Origin of the sequence: Streptomyces monomycini (assembly GCF_022271435.1) — a bacterium.
Taxonomy (GTDB): Bacteria; Actinomycetota; Actinomycetes; order Streptomycetales; family Streptomycetaceae; genus Streptomyces; species Streptomyces monomycini.
This window is the reverse complement of record NZ_JAFIQY010000006.1, coordinates 61906-85793: the sequence shown is the minus strand read 5'-3', so window position 1 is coordinate 85793 and position 23888 is coordinate 61906. Positions and strand designations below refer to the sequence as shown.

20 protein-coding genes are annotated in these 23888 nt (G+C 71.6%); 7 read left to right on the top strand and 13 right to left on the bottom strand.

The window, feature by feature from the left end:
• Positions 1–75 precede the first annotated feature (75 nt).
• The 6 genes from JXZ78_RS09915 to JXZ78_RS09890 all read right to left on the bottom strand — a co-directional run bounded on the left by JXZ78_RS09915 (position 76) and on the right by JXZ78_RS09890 (position 8431).
• Complete coding sequence (locus JXZ78_RS09915) at positions 76–774, bottom strand: DUF4232 domain-containing protein (RefSeq protein ID WP_030021167.1); 699 nt, start codon at positions 772–774, stop codon at positions 76–78.
• 137 nt (positions 775–911) lie between these two features.
• The gene (locus tag JXZ78_RS09910) at positions 912–1844 is read right to left on the bottom strand and encodes a hypothetical protein (RefSeq protein ID WP_030021166.1); all 933 of its coding nucleotides are present in this window, start codon (positions 1842–1844) and stop codon (positions 912–914) included.
• A 307-nt stretch (positions 1845–2151) separates the two neighbouring features.
• Complete coding sequence (locus JXZ78_RS09905; RefSeq protein WP_030021165.1) at positions 2152–4158, bottom strand: AfsR/SARP family transcriptional regulator; 2007 nt, start codon at positions 4156–4158, stop codon at positions 2152–2154.
• A gap of 1 nt (position 4159) precedes the next feature.
• On the bottom strand, positions 4160–5455 hold the full coding sequence (locus tag JXZ78_RS09900) for a M18 family aminopeptidase (protein ID WP_030021164.1): 1296 nt from the start codon (positions 5453–5455) through the stop codon (positions 4160–4162).
• A gap of 441 nt (positions 5456–5896) precedes the next feature.
• Positions 5897–7723, bottom strand: a complete 1827-nt coding sequence (locus JXZ78_RS09895; RefSeq protein WP_030021163.1) for an acyl-CoA dehydrogenase — start codon at positions 7721–7723, stop codon at positions 5897–5899.
• A 270-nt stretch (positions 7724–7993) separates the two neighbouring features.
• A complete protein-coding gene (locus JXZ78_RS09890) occupies positions 7994–8431 on the bottom strand; it encodes a hypothetical protein (protein ID WP_030021162.1) in 438 nt (145 codons plus the stop codon).
• An 87-nt stretch (positions 8432–8518) separates the two neighbouring features.
• On the opposite strand from JXZ78_RS09890, the gene JXZ78_RS09885 reads away from it, so the two are divergent.
• A complete protein-coding gene (locus JXZ78_RS09885) occupies positions 8519–8989 on the top strand; it encodes an SseB family protein (protein ID WP_003980379.1) in 471 nt (156 codons plus the stop codon).
• 151 nt (positions 8990–9140) lie between these two features.
• On the opposite strand, the gene JXZ78_RS09880 is transcribed toward JXZ78_RS09885, so the two are convergent.
• On the bottom strand, positions 9141–9902 hold the full coding sequence (locus tag JXZ78_RS09880; protein ID WP_157851621.1) for a hypothetical protein: 762 nt from the start codon (positions 9900–9902) through the stop codon (positions 9141–9143).
• Between the two features lie 192 nt (positions 9903–10094).
• Between JXZ78_RS09880 and JXZ78_RS09875 the strand changes: the two genes are divergently transcribed.
• Positions 10095–11051, top strand: coding sequence for a pirin family protein (locus JXZ78_RS09875; protein WP_030021160.1), 957 nt, complete (start codon positions 10095–10097; stop codon positions 11049–11051).
• Between the two features lie 146 nt (positions 11052–11197).
• Positions 11198–12346, top strand: coding sequence for an AI-2E family transporter (locus tag JXZ78_RS09870; RefSeq protein ID WP_030021158.1), 1149 nt, complete (start codon positions 11198–11200; stop codon positions 12344–12346).
• On the opposite strand, the gene JXZ78_RS09865 is transcribed toward JXZ78_RS09870, so the two are convergent.
• A complete protein-coding gene (locus JXZ78_RS09865; protein WP_030021156.1) occupies positions 12247–14487 on the bottom strand; it encodes an ATP-binding SpoIIE family protein phosphatase in 2241 nt (746 codons plus the stop codon). The genes JXZ78_RS09870 and JXZ78_RS09865 overlap by 100 nt on opposite strands.
• A 167-nt stretch (positions 14488–14654) precedes the next feature.
• On the opposite strand from JXZ78_RS09865, the gene aspS reads away from it, so the two are divergent.
• The 4 genes from aspS to JXZ78_RS09845 all read left to right on the top strand — a co-directional run bounded on the left by aspS (position 14655) and on the right by JXZ78_RS09845 (position 17974).
• Complete coding sequence (gene aspS / locus JXZ78_RS09860) at positions 14655–16418, top strand: aspartate--tRNA ligase (protein ID WP_030021155.1); 1764 nt, start codon at positions 14655–14657, stop codon at positions 16416–16418.
• A 152-nt stretch (positions 16419–16570) separates the two neighbouring features.
• Positions 16571–17158, top strand: a complete 588-nt coding sequence (locus tag JXZ78_RS09855) for a Uma2 family endonuclease (protein WP_030021154.1) — start codon at positions 16571–16573, stop codon at positions 17156–17158.
• Between the two features lie 3 nt (positions 17159–17161).
• The gene (locus JXZ78_RS09850) at positions 17162–17371 is read left to right on the top strand and encodes a type II toxin-antitoxin system VapB family antitoxin (RefSeq protein WP_030021153.1); all 210 of its coding nucleotides are present in this window, start codon (positions 17162–17164) and stop codon (positions 17369–17371) included.
• A 54-nt stretch (positions 17372–17425) separates the two neighbouring features.
• Positions 17426–17974, top strand: coding sequence for a Uma2 family endonuclease (locus tag JXZ78_RS09845; protein ID WP_030021152.1), 549 nt, complete (start codon positions 17426–17428; stop codon positions 17972–17974).
• Between the two features lie 74 nt (positions 17975–18048).
• Here the strand turns inward: JXZ78_RS09845 and metG are convergent, their stop codons facing one another.
• The 5 genes from metG to JXZ78_RS09820 all read right to left on the bottom strand — a co-directional run bounded on the left by metG (position 18049) and on the right by JXZ78_RS09820 (position 23862).
• Positions 18049–19758: a methionine--tRNA ligase gene (metG, locus tag JXZ78_RS09840; RefSeq protein ID WP_030021151.1), complete on the bottom strand. Its 1710-nt coding sequence runs from the start codon at positions 19756–19758 to the stop codon at positions 18049–18051.
• A 135-nt stretch (positions 19759–19893) separates the two neighbouring features.
• The gene (locus JXZ78_RS09835; protein ID WP_030021150.1) at positions 19894–20643 is read right to left on the bottom strand and encodes a class I SAM-dependent methyltransferase; all 750 of its coding nucleotides are present in this window, start codon (positions 20641–20643) and stop codon (positions 19894–19896) included.
• Between the two features lie 52 nt (positions 20644–20695).
• Complete coding sequence (locus JXZ78_RS09830; protein WP_030021149.1) at positions 20696–21841, bottom strand: RNA polymerase sigma factor; 1146 nt, start codon at positions 21839–21841, stop codon at positions 20696–20698.
• A 17-nt stretch (positions 21842–21858) separates the two neighbouring features.
• Positions 21859–22266, bottom strand: a complete 408-nt coding sequence (locus tag JXZ78_RS09825; protein ID WP_030021148.1) for a YciI family protein — start codon at positions 22264–22266, stop codon at positions 21859–21861.
• Positions 22267–22311: 45 nt separating this feature from the next.
• Positions 22312–23862 carry an MFS transporter gene (locus JXZ78_RS09820; protein ID WP_078624372.1) on the bottom strand — a complete coding sequence of 517 codons (1551 nt, stop codon included), beginning with the start codon at positions 23860–23862 and terminating at the stop codon, positions 22312–22314.
• Positions 23863–23888 lie beyond the last annotated feature (26 nt).

The window sequence follows — 23888 nt, the reverse complement described above, 5'->3', positions numbered from 1 at the left end:
GGCGGTATGGCCGGACTGCGCTGTTCCGGCGGGCGGGGCGGTATGGCCGACTGTGCCGTTCCGGCGGGCGGATCGTTACGGCCGGACCGCGCGGTTCACGTCGTACTGCCAGTAGGTGACCTGCGCGGAGCCGTCGAAGCGGACACCGCCGGGCAGCCGGACGTGCGCGCGGGCCCCTGCCCCGGGTATGCCGTGGCCGTGCTGGTCCGTGAAGCCGACCGAGAGGGTGTGCCGCTCGGGGGCGGAATCGGCGGTGGACGGCGTCAGGGCGGCGTACGCGGTGCTGCCGGGGGCGAGGGTGAGCGGTGAGCGGGGCGCGCTGCGGGCGTTCGGGGCGGTGGCGGGGGACGTGTCGCCGTCCCGCAGCCGCGGGAAGCCGTACAGGTCGCAGGCGGTGGCGGAGGTGTTGGTGACCTGGAGGAGGAGGCGGCCGGGCGGCTGGGGGACGGGCTTGGCCGCGACCACCACCTTCGAGGCGTCGCAGGCCGGGCGGCCGCTGTTGCCGACGGCCTGGCCGGTGCGGGAACTGCTGGGCATGCCCGGACCCAGCGGCTCGTCCGAGCCGCCGGAGTCCTTCCCGAAGGGGTGGAACGGCTTGGCGTCGCTGGTCCTGAGCGCCTCCTGCCCGCCGCAGGCGGTGAGCAGGCCGAGGGCGGCCACCGCCGTGAGTCCGGCGGCGGCGGTCCGCAGCGTACGGGTACGAGCGCGCCTGCCGTCGGCACGGCGGCGGGCGCTGTGGGCGGTGGCGGCCTCCGTAACGGTGTGGCGCGGCATGGGGTCTCCCGGGGTCGCTACGTTCGCTGCATGCTGTACTGCCACCCTGACGTGTTCCCCTGGCGCCTGGCTAACGCTTGCCTAACGGAACCGGCGCGGATCGGCCGCGGACCGGCGCGGTGCTCCCGGGCGCCGCTTCAGCACGGTCCGCCGGCGACGGTGCGGAGCGCGCCGCCCGCGTTCTCGTCGTCGGTGCCGAGCACGCCGTGGCGGGAGTGCGGCAGGCAGGCCAGCGCCTCTATCTTGTGGCCGGCGTAGCGGCCGAGGGGCTTCGGGGACTGCCGTACGGTCAGCCGTATCGTGCCCCGGCCGTCCACGGACACCGTACCCGCGTCGTAGAGGGCGGAGTCGAACGGGCCGTCGTCGCCGTTGTCCGAGGCCGCGGAGACCGTGAGCGCGCCGAACGCGCCGATCTTCAGGTCGCTGACGTGCCGTACGTGCTCGGCGGGGTACGGCGCGCGGAAGGTGGCCGTGACCGGGGCGGAGAACGCGCGGCGGGTGAGGTCGAGGCGGGCGGCGTGCAGGGTGCCGGGGCGGCTGTCCTCGCCGCGGTCGGCCCACACGGCGACGAGCCGGTGTCCCTGGGAGGTGAGCGCGAAGCCCTCGTAGTTGTCGTCCTCCGAGGCGCCGGGGACGGTGAAGGTGCCGAGGACGCGCACGGTGCCCGCCGCCGTGTCCAGGCGCAGGTGGTAGCCGGTGCCGTCGCTGGCCAGGGCGGCGTACTCGCCGGACCGGCCGGGGACCGCGTCGAGCGCTTCCAGGTCGGCGGGTGTGCGGCTGCCCCGCCAGGCCAGCGGACGGACCTGGGGGCGGTCGCCGGGGCGCAGGCGTACGAGGGCCAGCCGGTTCTCGCCGGGTTTCTTGTTGTCGCGGGCGACGAGGAGATCGGTCCGGCCCGGCCGGGAACCCGGTACGACGGCGAGGCCGCTTATCCCTGACGTGATGCCGTCGCCCACCTTCTGCCAGGCCGGGGCGGCAGGGCGGGCTGTGGCGGACTGGGCGGCGAAGAGGGAGGCCGTGCAGGCGAGAGCGGTGGCCGCGGCCGTGTACCGGATTTTGATCATGCGCATCCGGAGACGGTAGGGGGCGGCGGCCGGAAAGGGAACAGTTCGAACGGTGAGCGGGGGCAGGCTTGTTGCGGAAACGTGGGGGTTCGGAGTGTGCTGTCCGTTCCGTCCCTCGGGGCCGGGGTGGAGCGTACGCCGGGTCAGCCCCTGGCACGTGCTGCGATGGCCCGCCCCGGGCGCCGACTGCCACGCCCCGCTCCCACCCCTGCCGCCCGCCCTCCGGACCGTCCCCCGCTCTCCGGCGTCCCCGCCGGCGGTCCGTCGGCCGTGCGTCCGGCCTCGTGCCGGTCGCTGCTCTCAGCTGACGTTCTCAGCTGTTGCCGGAGCCCCCGCCCGGCTTCCCCTCCGGCCCGCCGGAAGACCCTCCGGCCGGCCCCTCGTCGCGCGCGAACAGCTGGGTCAGCGTGCTGATCGTGTAGACGTCGGTGGCCTCCTCGTCGACCAGGTGCATCTCGGTGAGCCGGTCCAGGCCCTCCTGGATGACCTCCGGGTCGGCACCGGCCAGCGCCGCCGCGACGGACGCGTTCAGATGGCCGTCGGCGTTCGCGGCGAGCGCGCTGAGCAGGCGCGCGTCGTCCGCCGAGAGGCGGGCCACGGACATCCGCAGGGCCGCCGCGACCCCGGTGTCCTCGGCGGACAGCAGGGCCAGACGCCGCCGTTCGTCGCGCAGGGCGGCGGCCAGGCGGGCCAGCCGCCAGCGTGGCCTGGCCGTCAGCTGCGCGGCCGCCGCGCGCAGGGCCAGCGGCAGCCCGTCGCACAGCGCGACCAGTTCCTGCGCGGCGTCCGGGTCGTCGGCGACCCGCTCCGCGCCGAGCATCGCCCCGAGCAGCGCGGTGCCTTCCGCCGCGCCGAGCGCCTGGACGGGCACCGGCCGGGCGACGTCGGTGGCGACCAGGCCGTCCAGGCGGCTGCGGCTGGTGACGACCGTCGCGCAGTGCGCGCCGCCGGGCAGCAGCGGGCGTACCTGGGCGGAGCTCTGCGCGTTGTCGAGGACGACCAGCAGCCGGCGTTCGGCCACCAGCGACCTGAACAGCGCGGAGGCCGACTGCGCGGACGTCGGCACGCGGTCCGGGGGCGTGCCGAGCGCGAGCAGGAAGTCGCGCAGGATCTCGACGGGCTCGGCCGCCGCGCCCTCGTTGAAACCGCGCAGGTCCGCGAAGAGCTGGCCGTCGGGGAAGGCCCCGGCGTACGCGTGGGACCACTGGACCGCGCAGGCGGTCTTGCCGACGCCGGCCGGCCCGGTGACGACGGCGAGCGGACTCTCACCGGGTACGGCGGACTGCACCACGGTGGTGAGCGCGGCGAGTTGCTGCTCCCGTCCCAGGAAGCGGGCGGGTGGCCGGGGGAGCAGGCGGGGTACGGCGGGCGGGCCGGTGGTACGACCGGGTGCGCCGCCCGTGGGGCCGCGGCCGCCCTGGGCGGGTACGCGGGGGTCCGCGGCGGTGGTGCGGCGCGGGTCGGCGGCGCCCGCCTCCCGCTCCGCGCCCTGTGCTGCCCGTCCCGCGCCGCCTGCCGCGCCCGCCGCACCGCCGCCTCGGCCGGTGCCGGAATCCGCGCCGCCTCGCCCGGCTCCCGCTTCCTCCGCGCGAAGGATCTCCTCGTAGGCGCCCTTGAGCCGCGCCCCGGGGCCGACGCCCAGTTCCTCGTCGAGCAGCCGCCGGGTCCGGTGGAACCACTCCATTGCGTCCGACTGCCGTCCCGTACGGAACAGCGCGCGCATCAGCTCGGCGACCATCCCCTCGCGCAGCGGGTTGTTGACCGCGGCCGTGTAGAGGATCGCCGCGGCCTGTTCGTGCTCGCCGAGCGCGCCGTGCGCCCGGGCCAGCGCCTCGGTCGCGGCCAGCCGCTGTTCCTCCAGCGCGTGCGCGGCGGCGGCGAACGGCGGGCTGGTGACCGTGCCGGTGAGGGCCGGGCCGCGCCACAGTCCGAGCGCCTCGCGCAGCAGCGGCACCGCGTCGGCGGGCGCCGCCTCGGGGCGGGCCAGCGCGACCAGTTCGGCGAAGCGGTGGGCGTCGATCAGCTCCTCGGGCAGGCGCAGCAGGTACGCCGAGCCGTGGGTGGCCAGTTCGATGCCGTACGCCTCGGCGCCGCCGCGGGCCAGCGTGGCGCGCAGCCGCGAGACGTGGCCCTGGACGACCGTACGGGCGTGTTCGGGTGGTTCCTCCTCCCACAGGGAGTCGATCAACTGCTCCAGGGGAACAGTGGTATTGGGCTGCAACAGCAGCAGCGCGAGCACGCTGCTCCGTTTGGCGGGCCCGAGCGCCAGCTCACCGGCACCGGTGGTGACGGATATCGGGCCCAGCAGGGAGAAGTCCAACTCAGCCCTCCAGGAAGGCCGTCAGGGCGCTCGCCAGCAGGTGCGGGTCCTCGCTGCCGCACAGCTCGCGCGCCGAGTGCATCGACAGGATGGCAACGCCGATGTCGACCGTGGCGATTCCGTGCCGGGCCGCGGTGATCGGCCCGATGGTGGTGCCGCAGGGCATGGCGTTGTTCGAGACGAAGGACTGCCACGGCACGCCGGCCCGCTCGCAGGCGTCCGCGAAGACCGCGCGGCCGCTGCCGTCGGTGGCGTACCGCTGGTTGACGTTGACCTTCAGGATCGGTCCGCCGTTGGGCATCGGGTGGTGGCCCGGGTCGTGCCGCTCGGTGTAGTTGGGGTGCAGGGCGTGGCCGGTGTCGGAGGAGAGACAGACCGTGCCGGCGAAGGCGCGGGCGCGGTCCTCGTACGCGCCGCCGCGGGCGAAGACCGAACGTTCCAGCACCGTACCGAGCAGCGGGCCGTCGGCGCCGGTGTCGGACTGGCTGCCGTTCTCCTCGTGGTCGAAGGCGGCGAGCACCGGGATGTACGGGGGCTCCTCGTCGGACGTCGCGACCGCCACCAGCGCGGCCGTACCGGCGTGCACGGACAGCAGGTTGTCCATCCGCGGCCCGGCCACCAGCTCGCGGTCCCGGCCGAGGTAGGCGGGCGGCTCGATGCTGTGGAGCATCAGGTCCCAGCCGCGTATGTCGCCGGCCGGCACCCCGATCTCCTCCTCCACGAAGGCGACCAGGTCGCCCTCGCGCACCTCGCCCAGGCCCCAGATCGGCGTCATGTGGCGCTGCTTGTCGAGCTTGAGGCCGTCGGCGTTGACCGAGCGGTCCAGGTGCACGGCGAGCTGCGGCACCCGCATCAGGGCGCGGTCGACGTTGACCAGCCGGGCACTGCCGTCGCGCAGCGTGACCCGGCCGCTCAGGCCCAGGTCACGGTCGAGCCAGGTGTTGAGCAGGGTGCCGCCGTAGACCTCGACGGCGACCTGCCGCCAGCCGCGGTGGCCGGTGTCCGGGATGGGTTTGACGCGCAGATTGGGCGAGTCGGTGTGGGCGCCGACGATGCGGTACGGAGTGGCTGCCGTGGCGCTCTCCGGGACGTACCAGGCGATGATCGCCCCGCCGCGCAGGACGTACTTGCCGCCGCTCTCCCCGTCCCAGGCGTCGGTCTCGGCCACCTGCCGGAACCCCGCCTTCTCCAGCCGCTCGGCCGCGTTGGCCACTGCGTGGTACGGCGAGGGGGAGGCGGCGAGGAAGGACATCAGGTCGTCGGTGTGGCCGCGGTCGAAGCGGGCGGAATGGCTCATGGATTCAGCATAAGGACTAGCGGGTGCCCTTCCCCGGTATACGAATCGGCATGCATCACGGTATGGGAACCGGAACGCCCCGACGGCGGCTCGGCGACCGGCGCCGGCGCGGCTCCGGAAGGCCCGTGACCGCTGCCCCCGGGAGGTCCGTACGGGAAGCCGGGCGGCCCGTTCGGGCACTTCCTGGAATCCCGTTCGGAACCCTCGGCCAGGCCCGTCGGGCACGGTCCGCCAGGCCGGTTCGGGCATGGTCCGCCAGGTCCGTACGGCAGCCTCCCGAACGACGATGCCCGCCTCCCCGGGGGATGGGAGGCGGGCAACGCCAGCTTGGCGCGCTTGTCTGAGAACGCTGTGAGAGCGTCCCGTAAACCGGTTTTTTCCGGACGGGTTTTAAGCCGCTCTTAGAAGACCCGCAGAGCGCGCCAGGCCCCTCGGGTCACCTCAGAACGCGGCCTCGTCCAGCTCCATCAGCGACTGGTCGACGGTCTCGGCCAGGCCACGCTGCACGGACACGCCCGGCAGCACGTTGTGCGCGAAGAACTTCGCCGCCGCGATCTTGCCCTCGTAGAACGGCTTGTCCTTGCTGGAGGCACCCGCCAGCTTCTCGCTCGCGACCGCGGCGCCCTTCAGGAGCAGGTAGCCGATGACGACGTCACCGGAGGCCATCAGCAGGCGGGTGGTGTTCAGCCCCACCTTGTAGATGGACTTCACGTCCTTCTCGGTGCCGGCCAGGTCGGTCAGCATCGCGCCGACGATCGCCTCCAGGTCGGCGGCGGCCTTGGCCAGCTCGCCGCGGGCCGCCTCCAGCGCCTCGCCGCCGACGGCCTCCGCGAGGAACTTCTTGATCTCCTCGGAGAGCGCGGTCATGGCCTGGCCCTGGTCCCGGACGATCTTCCGGAAGAAGAAGTCCTGGCCCTGGATGGCGGTGGTGCCCTCGTAGAGGGTGTCGATCTTGGCGTCCCGGATGTACTGCTCGATCGGGTACTCCTGGAGGTACCCGGAGCCGCCGAAGGTCTGGAGCGACTGGGCCAGCTGCTCGTAGGACTTCTCCGAGCCGTAGCCCTTGACGATCGGCAGCAGCAGGTCGTTCAGGCGGGTCGCGGCGGAGGCGTCCTCGCCCGCGGCCTCCTTGGCGATGATCTCGTCCTGGACGGTCGCGGTGTAGAGCACCAGGGCGCGCATGCCCTCGGCGTACGCCTTCTGCGTCATCAGCGCGCGGCGCACGTCGGGGTGGTGGGTGATGGTGACGCGCGGCGCGGTCTTGTCGGTGAAGGCGGCCAGGTCCGGGCCCTGCACGCGCTCCTTGGCGTACTCCAGGGCGTTGAGGTAGCCGGTGGAGAGGGTGGCGATGGCCTTCGTGCCGACCATCATCCGCGCGAACTCGATGATCTTGAACATCTGGCGGATGCCGTCGTGCTTCTCGCCCAGCAGCCAGCCCTTGGCCGGGTGGTTGGCGCCGAAGGTCATCTCGCAGGTGTTGGAGGCCTTCAGGCCCATCTTGTGCTCGACGTTGGTGGCGTAGGCGCCGTTGCGCTCGCCCAGCTCGCCGGTCTCCCAGTCGAAGTCGTACTTCGGCACGATGAACAGCGACAGGCCCTTGGTGCCCGGACCGGCACCCTCGGGGCGGGCCAGCACGAAGTGCACGATGTTCTCGGACATGTCGTGCTCACCGGAGGTGATGAAGCGCTTGACGCCCTCGATGTGCCAGGTGCCGTCCGCCTGCTGCGTGGCCTTGGTGCGGCCGGCGCCGACGTCCGAACCCGCGTCGGGCTCGGTCAGCACCATGGTGGAGCCCCACTGCTTGTCCACCATCAGCTGGGCGATCCTGTGCTGCTCCTCGGTGCCCTCCTCGTGGAGCACGCCCGCGAAGGCCGGGCCGGAGGCGTACATCCAGATGGCCGGGTTGGCGCCCAGGATGGTCTCGGCGAAGGCCCACAGCAGGGAGCGCGGCGCGGTGGTGCCGCCGATCTCCTCCGGGATGCCCAGCCGCCACCACTCGGCGTCCATGTACGCCTGGTAGCTCTTCTTGAAGGTGTCGGGTACCGGCGCGGTGTTGGTGTCCGGGTCGAAGACCGGCGGGTTGCGGTCGGTGTCCGCGAAGGAGTCCGCCAGCTCGTTCTCGGAGAGCCGGGCGATCTCGCTCAGCACGCTCTTGGCGGTGTCGACGTCCATCTCCGCGAACGGTCCGGTGCCGTACACGCTGTCGCGCCCGAGCACCTCGAAGAGGTTGAACTCGATGTCGCGGAGATTCGACTTGTAGTGGCCCATGGGTACGGCTCCGTAAGGTTCGGGAGGAGACCCAGCGCTTGGAAGCGAGGGACCTCAAACGCAATACCAGCAAGTAGCTACGATGATGCTACCCGTCGGTAATAAGAAGCAACCCCTGACCGCCCATCTGTGACGAGCGTCAATGAGCGGCGCCAGGGCCCCTGCCGTACGCCTCAGGGGGCCGTGATGCCCTGTTTGTGCAGCTCCGGAGGGGCCGGGCGGCCCTGCCGTACGCCCTTGTACGTCCTCCTATGTACGTCCTCCTGTGTCCTACCGCCACTGCTGCGACGTGCCACTGGTGGTCACCCGGCACACGGCGGGCTCGCCCGGCCCCGGCGACTTCCCCGAGGCGACCTGGCGCTCGCCGTCGAGCAGAATCCGGCAGGAGGCCGTGCCGTTCCCGGCCGGCCGCACCTCCAGCCACGCCTCCTCGCCGGCGTCCACGACCACCGTCTTGCGCCAGGGCAGGCGCGTCCCGCCGGTCTTCTCCTCGCGCTCGTCGCCGCTGTCGGAGTGCCGGTAGCGCACCTCGGCGGCCCGCGGCTGCCCGCCCGTGGAGGTGGCCTCGTACGTCAGGGACCAGGCCGCCTGCGCGTTCCTGAGCTGGACGGCGCCGAAGAGCATCAGCCCGCAGGCGGTCACGGCGCTGACGGTGAGCAGCACGCCGCCACGGGTGATGCGCGGCTTCGGTCGATCGCGATCGGTCATCGGTGCGGGCCTCGGTCGGTCGGGCGGACTCGGAGCTCTTCCAACGTAGCGGCGTACGTGCCGCGCCGACTCAGTACGCTGTGCCGCATGTACGGCTACGACCAGAACGCGGGCGCCGGGCAGCAACAGTACGGTGCGCCCCCGCCGCAGCACCCGGCCCCCGGCGGCTACGGCGAGCAGCCGCTCTACCCCGAGCCGTCCCCGCCCTCCCTCGCCGACGCGGTACGGGCCTTCACCACCGGCTCGATGTCGGCGGAGGACTTCCAGGGCATCTTCTCCACCTCCAAGGTCTACTGCCCGCGCGGCGACAACCCCGGGTTCCTGGCGCTGCACAACACGCAGCAGCCGGTCATCCCGATGTTCACCTCGCTCAAGGAGCTGCGCCGGTACGCGGGCAAGGAGTCCAAGTACTTCGTGATCACCGGCGCCGAGGTCCTGGACCTGCTCCCCACCGGCTACGGCTTCGTCCTGGACATGGAGGGCGACCACCGCATGGTCTTCGACGCCAAGTCGGTGGAGCAGATGGTCGACTTCGCGATGCGCCGGATGTACGGCTGACCCCGTCCCTGACGGCGGCACCCGGTGGCGGCCCGACGGCGGCACCCGGCGGCGGCACCCGGCGGCGGAGCCTGACGGCGGCACCTGAGGGTGCCGCCGCACACTTTCCGGCCCCTGCCCCCGCCCCTGTGTCTGCGCCTGCCCGCGCCCGTCACTCCAGCCCGGCCTGCGCCTTCGCCACCAGCTTCCCGTCGGCGAAGGTGAGCGAGGCGCTGCCCAGCCCGTCGGCGGCGGTGCAGGTGTAGCCCGTCGCCGAGCTGCCCGCGAGGTCGGTGTCGGAGTTCTTCTCGCACGCCCCCGCGACGGCCAGGGCTTCCTTCTCGGTCATCCCGGTCCGCAGCCGGTCGTACTTCTCCTTGGTCATCGACCCCTTCCGCGCCCGGTCGCCGCCGAGGCCCACCTGTCCCTTGGCGGCCAGCCGCCCGTTGCTGAAGGTGAACGTCGCCGCGCTGAAGGTCTCGGCGCCCTGGCAGGTCAGCACCTTGCCGCGGACCCCCGCCACCTCGTCCTCCGCCGAGGACTCGCACGGGCCGGTGATCGCGGTGACCTCGCGCTCGGTCATGCCCGTACGGACCCGGTCGTACATCTCCTTCGTGATCCTGCCCTTCCCGGCGGACGCGGACGACGTCCCGGAAGGGCCGGAGCCGCCGCTCTCGTCCTTGCCGCCGCCGGAGCCGCCGACGGAGACGACCGTGACGATGATGACGACCAGCACGATCACGGCCCCGACGGCTGCGGCGATGCCGCAGGTCAGACAGCCCTTGCGGCGTTTGCGCGGGGGCGGCGGTGGTGGTGCCGCGTACGGCGAGCCGGGCGGTGCCGGCTGTCCTTGATCCGAGGCCGCCGGGGGACCCTGGCCCGGCTGCCTCCACCCTTGTCCTTGGCCCGCTGGGTCCTGAGCGGATGTGCCCATGCGTTCAGAGTGCTCCGGCCGGGCGTCCGGCGCGAGAGGCGTGCGTGTGCCGGAAGTGGTGCACCGCCCACCGCTTCCACGCAACGCTCTGACCAGCCCTTTCATCGGCGCACGTGCCGCGGGAATGGGCGACGCCTTGCAGGTTGTTCAGAGTTCAACTAAGTTGAATGTCGAACGACCGAGGAGGCCGTCATGCCCGCAGTGACCGTAGAGAATCCGCTGACCCTGCCGCGGGTGGCGGCGCCCGCCGACGCCCGGCCGCGGGCCGTGCTCGCGGTCTCCACCGCGCCCGGCGGCTTCGAGGGGGAGGGTTTTCCGGTACGCCGTGCCTTCGCCGGCATCGACTACACGCACCTGGATCCGTTCATCATGATGGATCAGATGGGCGAGGTGGAGTACGCGCCGGGCGAGCCCAAAGGCACCCCCTGGCACCCGCACCGCGGCTTCGAGACCGTCACGTACCTGATCGACGGCAGCTTCATCCACCGTGACTCGCACGGCGGCGGTGGCGTGATCAACGACGGCGACACCCAGTGGATGACGGCGGGCTCCGGTCTGCTGCACATCGAGGCGCCGCCGGAGGAACTGGTCATGACGGGCGGGCTCTTCCACGGCCTCCAGCTGTGGGTGAACCTGCCTAAGAAGGACAAGATGATGGCGCCGCGCTACCAGGACATCGGCGGCGGCCAGGTCAAGCTGCTGACCTCGGCGGACGGCGGCGCGCTGCTGCGGCTGATCGCGGGCGACATCGACGGTCATGAAGGACCCGGGATCACCCACACGCCGATCACGATGATGCACGTCTCGGTCAATCCGGGTGCCGAGGTGACCATCCCGTGGCGGTCGGACTTCAACGCGCTGGCGTACGGGCTGGCCGGACGCGGCAGCGCGGGTCCGCTCGGGCGGCCGTTCCGTACCGGGCAGGCCGTCGTGTTCGGCCCCGGCGGTGACTCGCTCACCCTCCGGGCGGACGCCACGCAGGAGTCCCGCAGCCCCAACCTGGAGGTCGTGCTGCTCGGCGGGCAGCCGATCCGCGAGCCGATGATGCACTACGGCCCGTTCGTCATGAACACCCACGCCGAACTGGCCCAGGCCTTCGAGGACTTCCAGGCGGGGCGGCTGGGGACGGTGCCGGCCGAGGGCCACTGAGCCGGCGCAGGGACAGCGGACGGGGGAACAGCGGACAGCGGGTACGGGCCGACAGTGGTCCGTACCCGTCCGCGGCCGCAACAAGACTGCATCCGCTCGCGGCGGAATGCCGCCCCGTACGGGCGGCCCCGTGATCCACTGGCGGGGTGCGAAACGATCTGAGACCCCCGGACCGTCAGCCACTGCTCCCGGCCGCCGCCCGCCGCGCCGCGGCCTGGTGCGGCGTGGGCCTGCTCGTCGCCGCCGTGGCGGCCGTCGGCGTCTGGCTGTGCGTGACCCTGAGCGCCGCCGTCACCCCCGTACTGCTGGCCCTGCTCGGCAGTGCGCTGCTGGGGCCGGTCTACCGGCGGCTGGTGGCCATGAAGCTGAACCGTTCGCTGGCCGCCGGGCTGACCTGCGCCCTGCTGATCGTGGTGGTCGGCGGCGCCGGTTACATCGTCGTCAGCGCGCTGATCGACACCGGGGACCAGATCATCGCCTCGCTCAAGGACGCCGCCAAGGAGGTGTCCCGGCACTTCGGCGCCGCCGGTACCTCACTGGACGACATCGTCTCCAACGCCAAGCCCTTCATAGGGAAGTTCGGCGGCACCGCGGCCACCGGCGTCCTGGAAGGCGTCGGCGTCGTCGCGGCTACCCTCGCCGCTTCCGTACTCGCCCTGTTCCTGACGTTCTTCTTCCTGCGCGACGCGGACAAGGCCGTCCGCGCTCTGCACGACTGGGCGCCCGGCGACTCCGGGCCGGGGCTGGAACAGATGGCCCGCCGCGGCTACCAGGCCATCGAGGGCTTCATGCGCGGTACGACGCTGATCGCGCTGATCGACGCGGTCGGCATCACCGTCGGTCTGCTGATCCTCCAGGTGCCCGGCGCGTTCGGGCTGGGCGCACTGGTCTTCGTGGGCGCCTACATCCCGTACCTGGGCTCGTTCCTGTCCGGCTCGGTGGCCGTGCTGGTCGCGTTCGCCGACGACCGGGGCCCGGCCATCGCGCTCTGGACGCTGGGCATCGTCCTGGTGGTGTTCTTCCTGGAGGGCCACATCCTCCAGCCGATCGTGCAGAGCCGTACGGTCCAGATGCACCCGGCGATCGTGATGCTGGCGATCACCGCGGGCGCCAGCGTCGCCGGGGTGATGGGGATGCTGCTGTCCGTGCCGCTGACCGCGGCGGCGTTCGGCGTGCTCTCCGAGCTGCGCCGGCACTACGCCGCGGATTCGGGCAGCGGGTCGGCCGACGGGGCCGCCGGCGGGGCGGAGAGGTCCGCCAGCGACGGCTCGGCGCCGCCCGCCGCGTCCTCGTAGAGCTCGAACCACGTCGACTTGCCGTCGCCGCGCGGGTCCACGCCCCACGCGCCCGCCAGCAGCTCCATCAGCACCAGGCCGCGCCCCGAGGACGCCAGCTCGCCCGGGGTGCGGCGGTGCGGCAGCTCGTCGCTGCTGTCGGCGACGTCCACGCGGATCCGGCGGCTGCCCTTCTCGCCGGTGATCTCCGCGACCAGCAGCGCGTCGCCGTCCGTGTGCATCAGCACATTGGTGACCATCTCGGAGACCATCAGGACGGCCGAGTCGACCTGGTCCTCGTCGGTCCAGTCGTGCAGCACGTCGCGGACCTGGTGACGGGCCTCCGCTATCCGCTCGGGCTCGGCCTGCTTGACGGTCAGCACCGTACGGCGGACGGGCCGGTGCGCCGCCGTGCCGCCCGTACCGACCCCGCAGCTGCCGCCCTCGCGGCACAGCAGCAGCATCGCTATGTCGTCCTCGCGGCGGTCCATGAACGGACCGGTGGTGTGGTACGACGGCGGGCCGTGCACCGCCTGGACGAGCGCGTCGGCGAGCTTCTCCAGGCCCGCCGCGTCCTCCAGCGTCGGCGCGACCACGTCCGTGGCGTTGCCGGCCGGGTCCTCGGCCCCGTACGTCTCGATGACGTGGCGCAGCCGCGCCCAGCCCGACTCCAGGTCGTGCCCGCCGGTCTCGATCAGCCCGTCCGTGCAGACCAGCATCGTCTCGCCGGGCTCCAGGACGAGCCGGGTGGTCGGGTAGTCGGTGTCCGGGACGATGCCCAGCGGCAGGCCGCCCGCGGTGGGCCGGACGAGTACCGTCCCGTCGGCCATCCGGATGGTCGGGTCGGGGTGCCCGGCCCGCGCGATGTCCAGCAGGCCGGTCGCCGGGTCCACCTCGATGTAGAGGCAGGTGGCGAAGCGCGGGTCCTCGCCGCCGAACTCGGTGTCGTTGATGCCGGCGAGGAAGCGGGAGGCGCGGGAGAGCACCGCGTCGGGGTGGTGGCCCTCGGAGGCGTAGGCGCGCAGCGCGATCCGCAGCTGTCCCATCAGGCCCGCGGCCCGTACGTCGTGGCCCTGCACGTCGCCGATGACCAGCGCGATCCGGCCGGACGGCAGCGTGATCATGTCGTACCAGTCGCCGCCGACCTCCAGGCCGCCGCCGGTCGGCACGTACCGCGCCGCCACCGTCATGCCGGGAATGTCCGGGTGCACCGTCGGCATCATGCTGCGCTGGAGGCCGTCGGTCAGCTCGCGCCGCGACTCCTGGTCGCCGGCGCGGGCCAGTGCCTGGGCGAGCATCCGGGCGACGGTGGTGAGCACCGAGCGCTCGTCGGGCGTGAAGGCGACCGGTGTGCCGAAGGCCGCCATCCAGGCGCCGATCGTGCGGCCCGCGCTCACCAGGGGCAGGAAGGCCCAGGACTCCCGGTGGAAGGCGGCGGCCAGCGGCCAGGTGGCGGGGTAGCGGCGGCGGTAGTCCTCGGGGGCGGGCAGGTAGACGGCGCGGCCGGTCCGTACCACCTCGGCGGCCGGGTAGTCGGTGTCCAGCGGCATGTCGACGAAGGGGGCGAGGTCGCCCTGCCGGTGCCCGTGGTGGCCGATGACGGAGATCCGGTCGCCCTCGATGCCGAAGACGGCCAGGCCGTCCGGGCTGAAGCCGGGCATGGACAGGCCGGCGGCGACCCGCAGCACCTCGGCGGTGGAGTGCGCCTCGGCGAGCGCGCGGCCGGCGTCCAGCAGGAACGCCTCGCGGGAGCGGCGCCAGTCGCCGGTGACCGGGGTATGCGGGGCGGTGGTGCCGGGCTGGGTCCCGGGGATCTCCTGGACGGTGCCGACCAGCTCGTAGTCCGTGTCGTCGGTGTCGCTGCGCAGGAAGGCGCGGGAGCGGGTGCGGACGGTGCGCAGCACCCGGCCCGCGCTGTCCATGACGCGCAGCCGGGCCTCGGCGATGCTGCTCTCGGTGACGGCGAGGTTGACGATGCCGGTGATCTCGGCGAAGTCGGCGGGGTGGAGGCGGGAGCGCACCGCGGCCTCGGACAGCTCGGCGGGCTCCGCGGGCAGGCCCAGCAGCCGGGCGGTCTCGGCGTCGAGGGTCACTTCCCCCGAGACGTTGTCCCAGCGCCACAGGCCGGTCGCGGTGGCGGCCAGGAGGTCCTTGGTGCGCATTGCATCACTTTATGTGGGTTTGGCGGGAGCCGACCAGCGCGGCGGGCAGGACCATCATCCCATGGCCCTATTGACGCGGATATGACAACCTCCAGCGGTGGCGTGACCGGTAACCTGGAACGGTTACAGCAAACCCACCCTCCAACTTGCGACGACTTGGATGAGCGATGCATCGGTACCGGTCCCATAACTGTGGCGAGCTCCGAGCCGCGGACGTCGACACCGACGTCCGCCTCAGCGGCTGGCTGCACAATCGACGTGACCTGGGCGGCATCCTCTTCATCGATCTGCGCGACCACTACGGCCTGGTCCAGCTCGTCGCCCGTCCCGGCACCCCCGCCAACGAGGCGCTCGGCTCGCTGACCAAGGAGTCCGTCGTCCGTATCGACGGCAAGGTCAGCGCCCGCGGCGCGGACAACGTCAACCCCGACCTGCCCACCGGCGAGATCGAGGTCGAGGTCACGGCCGTCGAGGTGCTGGGCGCCGCCGAGCAGATCCCCTTCACGATCAACGCCGAGGACGGGGTCAACGAGGAGAAGCGCCTCGAATACCGCTTCCTCGACCTGCGCCGCGAGCGGATGCACCGCAACCTGATGCTGCGCACCGCCGTCATCTCCGCCATCCGGCACAAGATGACCGCGCTCGGCTTCAACGAGATGGCGACGCCGATCCTGTCCGCGACCTCCCCCGAGGGCGCCCGCGACTTCCTCGTCCCGTCCCGGCTGCACGCCGGCAAGTTCTACGCGCTGCCGCAGGCCCCGCAGCAGTTCAAGCAGCTGCTGATGATCGCGGGCTTCGACCGCTACTTCCAGATCGCGCCCTGCTTCCGCGACGAGGACGCCCGCGCCGACCGCTCGCCGGGCGAGTTCTACCAGCTCGACGTCGAGATGAGCTTCGTCGAGCAGGAGGACGTCTTCGGCCCGATCGAGCAGCTGATGACCGAGCTGTTCACCGAGTTCGGCGGCGGCCGCACGGTCACCTCGCCGTTCCCGCGCATCCCGTTCCGCGAGTCGATGCTCAAGTACGGCTCCGACAAGCCGGACCTCCGTGCCGAGCTGGAGCTGGTCGACGTCTCGGCCGTCTTCGCCGGCTCCGGCTTCAAGGCCTTCGCCGACAAGCACGTCCGCGCCCTGGCCGTACCGGACACCGCCGACCAGCCGCGCAAGTTCTTCGACCAGATGGGTGACTTCGCCGTCCAGCAGGGCGCGAAGGGCCTGGCCTGGGTCCGCGTGGGCGAGGAGAACGCTCTCTCCGGCCCGATCGCCAAGTTCCTCACCGAGGACGACGTGAAGGCGCTGGTCGAGGCCCTGGACCTGAAGCCCGGCTCGGCCGTCTTCTTCGGCGCCGGCGAGTTCGACGAGGTCTCCAAGATCATGGGCGCGGTCCGCGTCGAGGCGGCCAAGCGCACCGGCCACTTCGTCGAGGGCGAGTTCCGCTTCTGCTGGATCGTCGACTTCCCGATGTTCGAGAAGGACGAGGACACCGGCAAGATCGAGTTCTCCCACAACCCGTTCTCCATGCCGCAGGGCGGCCTCACGGCGCTGGAGACCAAGGACCCGCTGGACATCCTGGCCTGGCAGTACGACATCGTCTGCAACGGCGTCGAGCTGTCCTCCGGCGCCATCCGCAACCACGAGCCGGACGTCATGTACAAGGCGTTCGCCATCGCCGGTTACGACAAGGACACCGTCGAGGCCGAGTTCGGCGGCATGCTCCGCGCCTTCAAGTTCGGCGCCCCGCCCCACGGCGGCATCGCCCCGGGCGTCGACCGCATCGTCATGCTCCTCGCGGACGAGCCCAACATCCGCGAGACCATCGCCTTCCCCCTCAACGGCAACGCCCAGGACCTGCTCATGGGCGCGCCGAGCGAGGTCGAGGAGTCGCGGCTGAAGGAGCTGCACCTGTCGATCCGCAAGCCGCAGGTGAAGTAGTTCGTTCGTACGTGTGAAGGGCCCGCGATCTGATGATCGCGGGCCTTTTCGCGTGCCACGCTTCGGGCATGACGCAGCTCGCGGAGAATCCGGTCGTGGTGTACAGGGAAGACGTACGGTGGAAGGCACCACCGATCCCGGAGGAGACCGACGTGGGCGTCGTCGAAGAGCACGCGAGTGTCCTGAGCCAGGAGCAGTTCGAGGAGCTGGCTCGCCTCGCTGTGCGTGTGGAAGAGGCGCTGCGTCTGGAATTCATCAACGGGAAGATCGGGGAAAAGGCGTTGCCGGACGGCGATCACGGGCGGATCATCCAGTGGCTGACACGCTTGTGTATTCAGGCCAACGCCGATTGGTGGCTGCATGGAGACCAGGGCCTGCGGGTTGAGACGTACCGTAACGGCAATGCCCGCCCCGACGTCTGCCTCGCGCCGAGCGACAACTTCGTCGGCCAGGGCGAGTGGGCGGATGCCGACGGAGTGCTCATGGCCGTCGAGGTCACATCCCGCGACCACGACACCAATCGCCGGGACCGCCAGGACAAGCCGAAGGCGTACGCCGAGACCGGTATCCCGGTGTATCTGCTGATCGACCGGGACACCTGCGAGGTCAAGGTGCACTCGCAGCCCGATGGCGGCCGCTACGAGATGCTCCTGACGGTGCCGTTCGGGAAGACGGTCACCCTGCCGGACCCGGTGGGCATCGACCTGGACACTGAGCCGCTGAAGGACTGGGTGCGCTGAGGCATGGCGAAGCTTCGGCTGGAGGCCGACGACGAGGCGCTGGCGGAAGCCGCGAAGCTCCTCGGCACGAAGACCAAGGAGGACACCGTCAACATGGCTTTGGCGGAGGTGGTCAAGCGGCGTGGTCGAGCCATAGCGCTCGCACAGCTCAGGGAGCGGGGTGCGCGCGGCGACTTCGATTTTCTCCTCGACAAGAGGAACTACCGCGGGTGAAGAGCTCGTACCTGATCGGCACCTCCGCAGGACGGTGTCTTGAAAGGACCTCCGGTGGACAGCAACGCACTCATCAAGAGGTGGCGCGAACTGGACGTGCCGGGCGGTCTGCGTGCCGAACTGCTCGACGGCGAAATTGTCGTGCAGGCGCACCCTGGTCACTTCCACGATCTCCCCGGACGCACCTTCGTACGCCACACCCCGGCGCCTTTCGCGGCATGGAGCGAGCGAGGGCTGCTGGTGGCCGACGACTACCGGCCGCGGGCCGATGCCGTCGTCATCCGGTCTGCTGACTGCCCAGCCGACGACGAGGCCGACTGGCCCGCGCAGATCGTCCTCGCCGTCGTCGAAACGGTCTCCACGACCCGTACGGCCATCAAGCGCGACTGGGAGGACAAGCGCGAGCGCTACGCCGAGGCCGGCATCCCCGTCTACCTGATCGTGGACCCCAACGACGCCACCTGGCATCTGCTCCAGCTCGACGGCCGTCACTACGTCGAGACCGCGAAGGGCATCTTCGGCCAGGACATCCCGATGCCGGAACCCATGGGCTTCACGGTACGGACGGCCGGCTGGCACCCGTACGGCGGTAAGTCCGCCTAGGGCGGTCGTACGACGGCCGAGGGGCCCGGAACCGTTCGCCGGTTCCGGGCCCCTCGCCGTACGTCGTCCGCGTGCTACTCCGCCGCGCCGAACCGCTCCCGGTACGACTCCAGGTCATCCTCCGTGATCTTCGCGAAGAGCACCGGCGGGACCGTGAACGCCGTGCCGGCCGGGACCGAGGCCAGGGCCCGCGCCTCCTCCGCCGTCACCCAGGCCGCCGTGTCGCCGTCCAGCGCGAACGCGCCGCGCATCGCCTTCGCCGCCGCCGGGATGAACGGCTCCGAGACGATCGCGTACAGGTGGATCAGGTTCATCGCCGTACGCAGCGTCAGCGCCGCCGCTTCCTGGTCGGTCTTGATCTCCAGCCAGGGGGCCTTCTCCTCCAGGTAGGAGTTGCCCGCGCTCCAGAGCGCGCGCAGGGCCGCCGCCGCCTTGCGGAACTGGAGGGCCTCCATGTGGCCCTCGTACTCCGCCAGCAGCTCGGCGATCTGCTCGCCCAGCTTCGTCTCGGCCTCCCCGGCCGCCGCGCCCGCCGGTACCTCGTCGCCGAAGCGCTTGCGGGAGAAGGACAGCACCCGGTTGACGAAGTTGCCGAGGGTGTCGGCCAGGTCCTTGTTGACCGAGGAGGAGAACAGCTCCCAGGTGAAGGACGTGTCGTCGGACTCGGGCGCGTTGGCGATCAGGAAGTAGCGCCAGTAGTCGGCGGGCAGCAGCTCCAGCGCCGCGTCGGTGAAGATGCCGCGCCGCTGCGAGGTGGAGAACTTGCCGCCGTAGTACGTCAGCCAGTTGAACGCCTTGAGGAAGTCGACCTTCTTCCACGGCTCGCGGGTGCCCAGCTCGGTGGCCGGGAACATCACCGAGTGGAACGGGACGTTGTCCTTGGCCATGAACTCCGTGTAGCGCACGTCGTCGGCCTCGTACCACCACGACTTCCAGTCGCGGTGCGCCGGGTCGGCGTCCGCCCACTCCTTCGTCGAGGCGATGTACTCGATCGGCGCGTCGAACCAGACGTAGAAGACCTTGCCCTCGGCGGCCAGCTCCGGCCACACGTCGGCCGGCACCGGCACGCCCCAGTCCAGGTCACGGGTGATCGCCCGGTCGTGCAGGCCCTCGGTCAGCCACTTGCGGGCGATGGACGACGCCAGCGTCGGCCACTCCTCGCTGTTGTCGTCGATCCACTGCTCGACCTCGCCCTGGAGCTTGGACTGGAGCAGGAAGAGGTGCTTGGTCTCGCGCACCTCCAGGTCGCTGCTGCCGCTGATCGCCGAGCGGGCGTCGATCAGGTCGGTCGGGTCCAGGACGCGGGTGCAGTTCTCGCACTGGTCGCCGCGCGCCTTGTCGTAGCCGCAGTGCGGGCACGTGCCGACGATGTAGCGGTCCGGGAGGAAGCGCTCGTCGGCGATCGAGTAGACCTGCCGGATGGCGCGCTCCTCGATGAAGCCGTTCTCGTGCAGCTTGCGCGCGAAGTGCTGGGTCAGCTCCACGTTCTGCTGCGAGGAGCTGCGCCCGAAGTGGTCGAACTGCAGGTGGAAGCCGTCGTAGATGGCCTTCTGCGCGTCGTGCTGTTCGCCGCAGTACGCGTCGACGGACTGGCCGGCGTCCTTGGCCGCCAGCTCGGCGGGCGTGCCGTGCTCGTCCGTCGCGCAGATGTAGAGCACCTCGTGGCCGCGCTGGCGCAGATACCGCCCGTACACGTCGGCCGGGAGCATGGACCCCACCATGTTGCCCAGGTGCTTGATCCCGTTGATGTACGGAAGGGCGCTGGTGATGAGGTGTCGAGCCATTGCCGGCTGCTCCCAAGTCGCTACGGTGAGTGAGGTTTTGTTCTACGGAACGTCAATATCGTATCGGACGGGTGCAGGGCCACCGCGCCTGGTTTTCCGCGCTCGGTACGGCCCTTGATCGTCGCTTTCGGGCGATCAGGACCGACGGGCCGCCACGAGCCCCCAGCCGGGGCTGCCGTCGGGGCGGCGGGCCGCCCCTCGCACCGGTACGAGCTCCACGGTGAACCCCGCCGCGCGCAGGTCGGCCCGTATGTCGCGCAGCGCGCACGTCCGGTAGTACATGACGAACGGGGGTCGCCACAGCACGTTCCGTACGCGCATCACCGCGTCGAAGCCGAGCAGGGTCCAGTACAGGACGGAGCGAGGCGACGGCGGCGCGGCGATCGGGAAGGCGAAGATCCCGCCTGGACGCAGCGCCCGGTGCACTCCGGCGAAGACCGCGGCGCGCTCGACGGGCAGGAAGTGGCCGAGGGCGCCGAAGGTGACGGCGAGGTCGAAGGCTGAGGTGAAGGGGAGGGCGCGGGCGTCGGCGCGTACGTACGTGACGGTGGGCTCCGTACGCGGGGGCATGGGCGGGGGCGGGGACACGGCCACGGTCCGGCGCGCCGCCGCGAGCATCCCCGTACTGAAGTCGGCCCCCACGATCCGCTCCCGGCACAGGGACCGCAGCACGCCCATGCCCGCTCCCGTGCCGCAGCAGACGTCGAGCCCGGCCTCGAACGGGCCGAGGCCCCGCAGCGCCTCCGCCGTCGCGTCGAGAATCCGGTCCGGCGTACGGAACGGCGTGTGGTCGAACTTCGGGGCCAGCAGGTCGTAGCCGCGCTCCACGGAGGAGAGCGCCTGCACGGTCAGCTCGCGGAGCGTCGGTCCCTCGGGGGTGAACACGGGGCCAGCGTACTGAGTGCCGGCCTGCCGCGAGGGGGCCCGGCGCGTCCTGTCAGGGGGACCGGCGGGCGTTGAGACGGGCGGCCTGGCGCGTCAGGTGGTCGCGTTCGGCGAGGTTGGACGCCTTCTGGGCAGCCTCCGCGTACAGCCGCGCCGCCGTCGCCGGGTCACCGTCCCGCTCGTACAGATACGCCGCCACCGCGGTGTGCCGGGGCAGCGCCGCGTCCAGCTCCGCGAGCGCCGCCAGCCCGGCCCGCGGCCCGTCGGCCTCACCGACCGCCACCGCGCGGTTGAGCCGGACGACCGGGCTGTCGGTCAGGCGCGCCAGCTCGTCGTACCACTCGACGATCTGCACCCAGTCGGTCTCCGCCGCGGTGGGCGCGTCGGCGTGCAGCGCCGCGACGGCGGCCTGGGCCTGGAACTCGCCCAGCCGGTCGCGGGCGAGCGCCGCCTGCAAGATCCCTACGCCCTCCGCGATCGTCCTGGTGTCCCACCGGCCCCGGTCCTGCTCGGCGAGCGGCGCCAGAGCGCCGTCGGGCGCGGTACGGGCGGCACGGCGCGCGTGGTGGAGCAGCATCAGGGCGAGCAGGCCCGCCACCTCGGGGTGGTCGATCACGGCCGCGAGCTGCCGGGTGAGCCGGACGGCCTCGGCGGCCAGGTCGACGTCGCCGGAGTAGCCCTCGTTGAAGACCAGGTAGAGGACGCGCAGCACGGTGGCGACATCGCCGGGCCGGTCGAGACGTACGCCGGACACGGTCCGTTTCGCCCGGCTGATCCGCTGCGCCATCGTCGCCTCGGGCACCAGGTACGCCCGGGCGACCTGGCGGGTGGTGAGACCGCCGACCGCCCGCAGTGTGAGCGCGACCGCGGACGACGGCGTCAGCGACGGGTGGGCGCACAGGAAGTACAGCCGGAGCGTGTCGTCCACCGCGGGCGCCGGCCCGGGCACCGGCTCCTGGTCGACGAGGTCCTCCCGCCGGCGGCGGGACACGTCCGCCCGGGTCGCGTCGAGGAACCGCCGCCAGGCCACGGCGATCAGCCACCCCTTGGGGTCGCGCGGTTGGTCGGACGGCCAGACCCGGACCGCCTCGACCAGCGCCTCCTGTACGGCGTCCTCGGCCGCCGCGAAGTCGGCTCCGCGGCGGACGAGGACCCCGATCACGCCCGGCGTGAGGCTCCGCAGCAGCGCCTCGTCCAGCCGCGTCACCGGGGAGGTCACTCCGTGACGGTGGGCGGCGCGGCCAGGAACGGGCGCACCTCCAGCCACTCGTGGATCGGCTTCCCGCCCGCCCCGGGAGCGGCCGACAGCTCCCCGGCCAGCTCGACGGCGCGCGCGTAACCGTCGACGTCGATCACCATCCATCCGGCGATCAGGTCCTTGGTCTCCGCGAACGGCCCGTCGGTTACCGGCGGGCGCCCCTCACCGTCGTACCGGACCCACGCCCCCTCGGCGGCGAGCGCCTGACCGTCCACGAACTCGCCGGTCTTCTCCAGCCGGTCCGCGAAATCCTGCATGTACCGCATGTGGGCGGAGATCTCCTCCGGCGTCCACCGGTCCATGGGCACGTCGTTCACCGGGGCCGGCGCGCCGCGGTAGTGCTTCAGCAGCAGGTACTTGGCCATCGTGGGTCTCCTCCGTACGGGTGCGGCCCATTGTGGCCGCGTGCACTACGGGGACGGAGCCGATCGGGAGTTCTCGACATCGGCGGCCGGAGATTTCTGCCGGGGCGCCTTCCCGTTCACCAGCACGCCCGCGACCACCCCCGCCAGCAGCATGATTCCCGCACCCCAACCGATGGCCACCGTGAACCCGTGCACGACCCCGTCCTTCACGACCCCGTCCCGCACCGCGGGGGTCAGGTGTCCTCCCGCCTCCTTCGCCGCCGTGGCCAGGTGACTCCCGATGTACGTCGCACTCGTCGACGTGGCGATGGTGTTCAACAGCGCCGTACCGATCGAACCGCCCACCTGCTGCGCCGTGTTGACGGTCGCGGACGTCACCCCGGAGTCCTGCGGCGCGACGCCCGCCGTGGCCGTGGACATCACCGGCATGAAGATCAGGCCCATCCCGAGGCCGACCAGCAGCTCGGACGGCAGTACGTGCGAGACGTACGCGGGCTCGGCGGTCAGCGTCGTCAGCCAGGCCAGCCCCGCCGCCGCGGACACCGCGCCCGGCACCATCAGCACGCGGGGCGGCAGGTGGTGCAGCAGCCGGGCCGATATCTGCGTCGACCCCACGATGATCGCCGCCGTCAGCGGCAGGAACGCCAGTCCCGTCTTCACCGGCGAATATCCCAGCACCACCTGCAAGTAGTACGTCATGAAAAGGAACATCCCGAACATGGCGATGACCGCCAACGCCATGGTCAGAAACGCGCCCGCGCGATTCCGGTCCCGCACGATGTGCAACGGCAGCAACGGATGGCGCGCCCGCCCCTGCCACCACGCGAAAACCACCAGCATGAGGGCTCCGCCGGCCAACAACCCGATGACCAGACCATCGCTCCATCCCCGCGGCTGCGCCTCACTGCACCCGTAGACGATGGCGACCAGCCCACCGCACCCCAGCACCACACCGGGGACATCCAGCCGAGCCCCGCCGTGCCCCCGCCGGTCGTGCAGAAAGACCCAGGCTCCCGCGATGGCCACCATCGCGATCGGCACATTCACGTAAAGACACCAACGCCAGTCCAGGTACTCCGTCAGCAATCCGCCGGCCATCAGCCCGATGGCGGAGCCGCCGCCCGCGATGGCGCCGTAAATTCCGAACGCCTTGCTCCGCTCTTTCCCGTCCGTGAAAGTCGTCGTCAGCAACGACAATGCGGACGGTGCCAGCACGGCAGCGAACGCGCCCTGCAATGCCCGGGCCCCGAACAGCAATCCCTGCCCGGACGCCGCCCCGCCCAGCGCGGAAGCGATCGCGAACCCCACCAGCCCGATGATGAACGCCCGCTTCCGTCCCACCAGGTCGGCGATCCGCCCGCCCAGCAGCAACAATCCGCCAAAGGCGAGGGTGTACGCCGTGATGACCCACTGCCGGTTGGCGTCCGACATGTGCAGCTCCCGCTGCGCGGACGGCAACGCGATATTCACGATCGTCGCGTCCAGCACCACCATCAACTGGGCCACGGCGATGACGACGAGCCCCCACCATCGCCGCGGATCGGACTCCCCCGCCGAATCCGTCCGTTCCCGCGTCCGACTCTGGCCCTGGCTCATGGACATCCGCCTCCGCCGTTGGACAA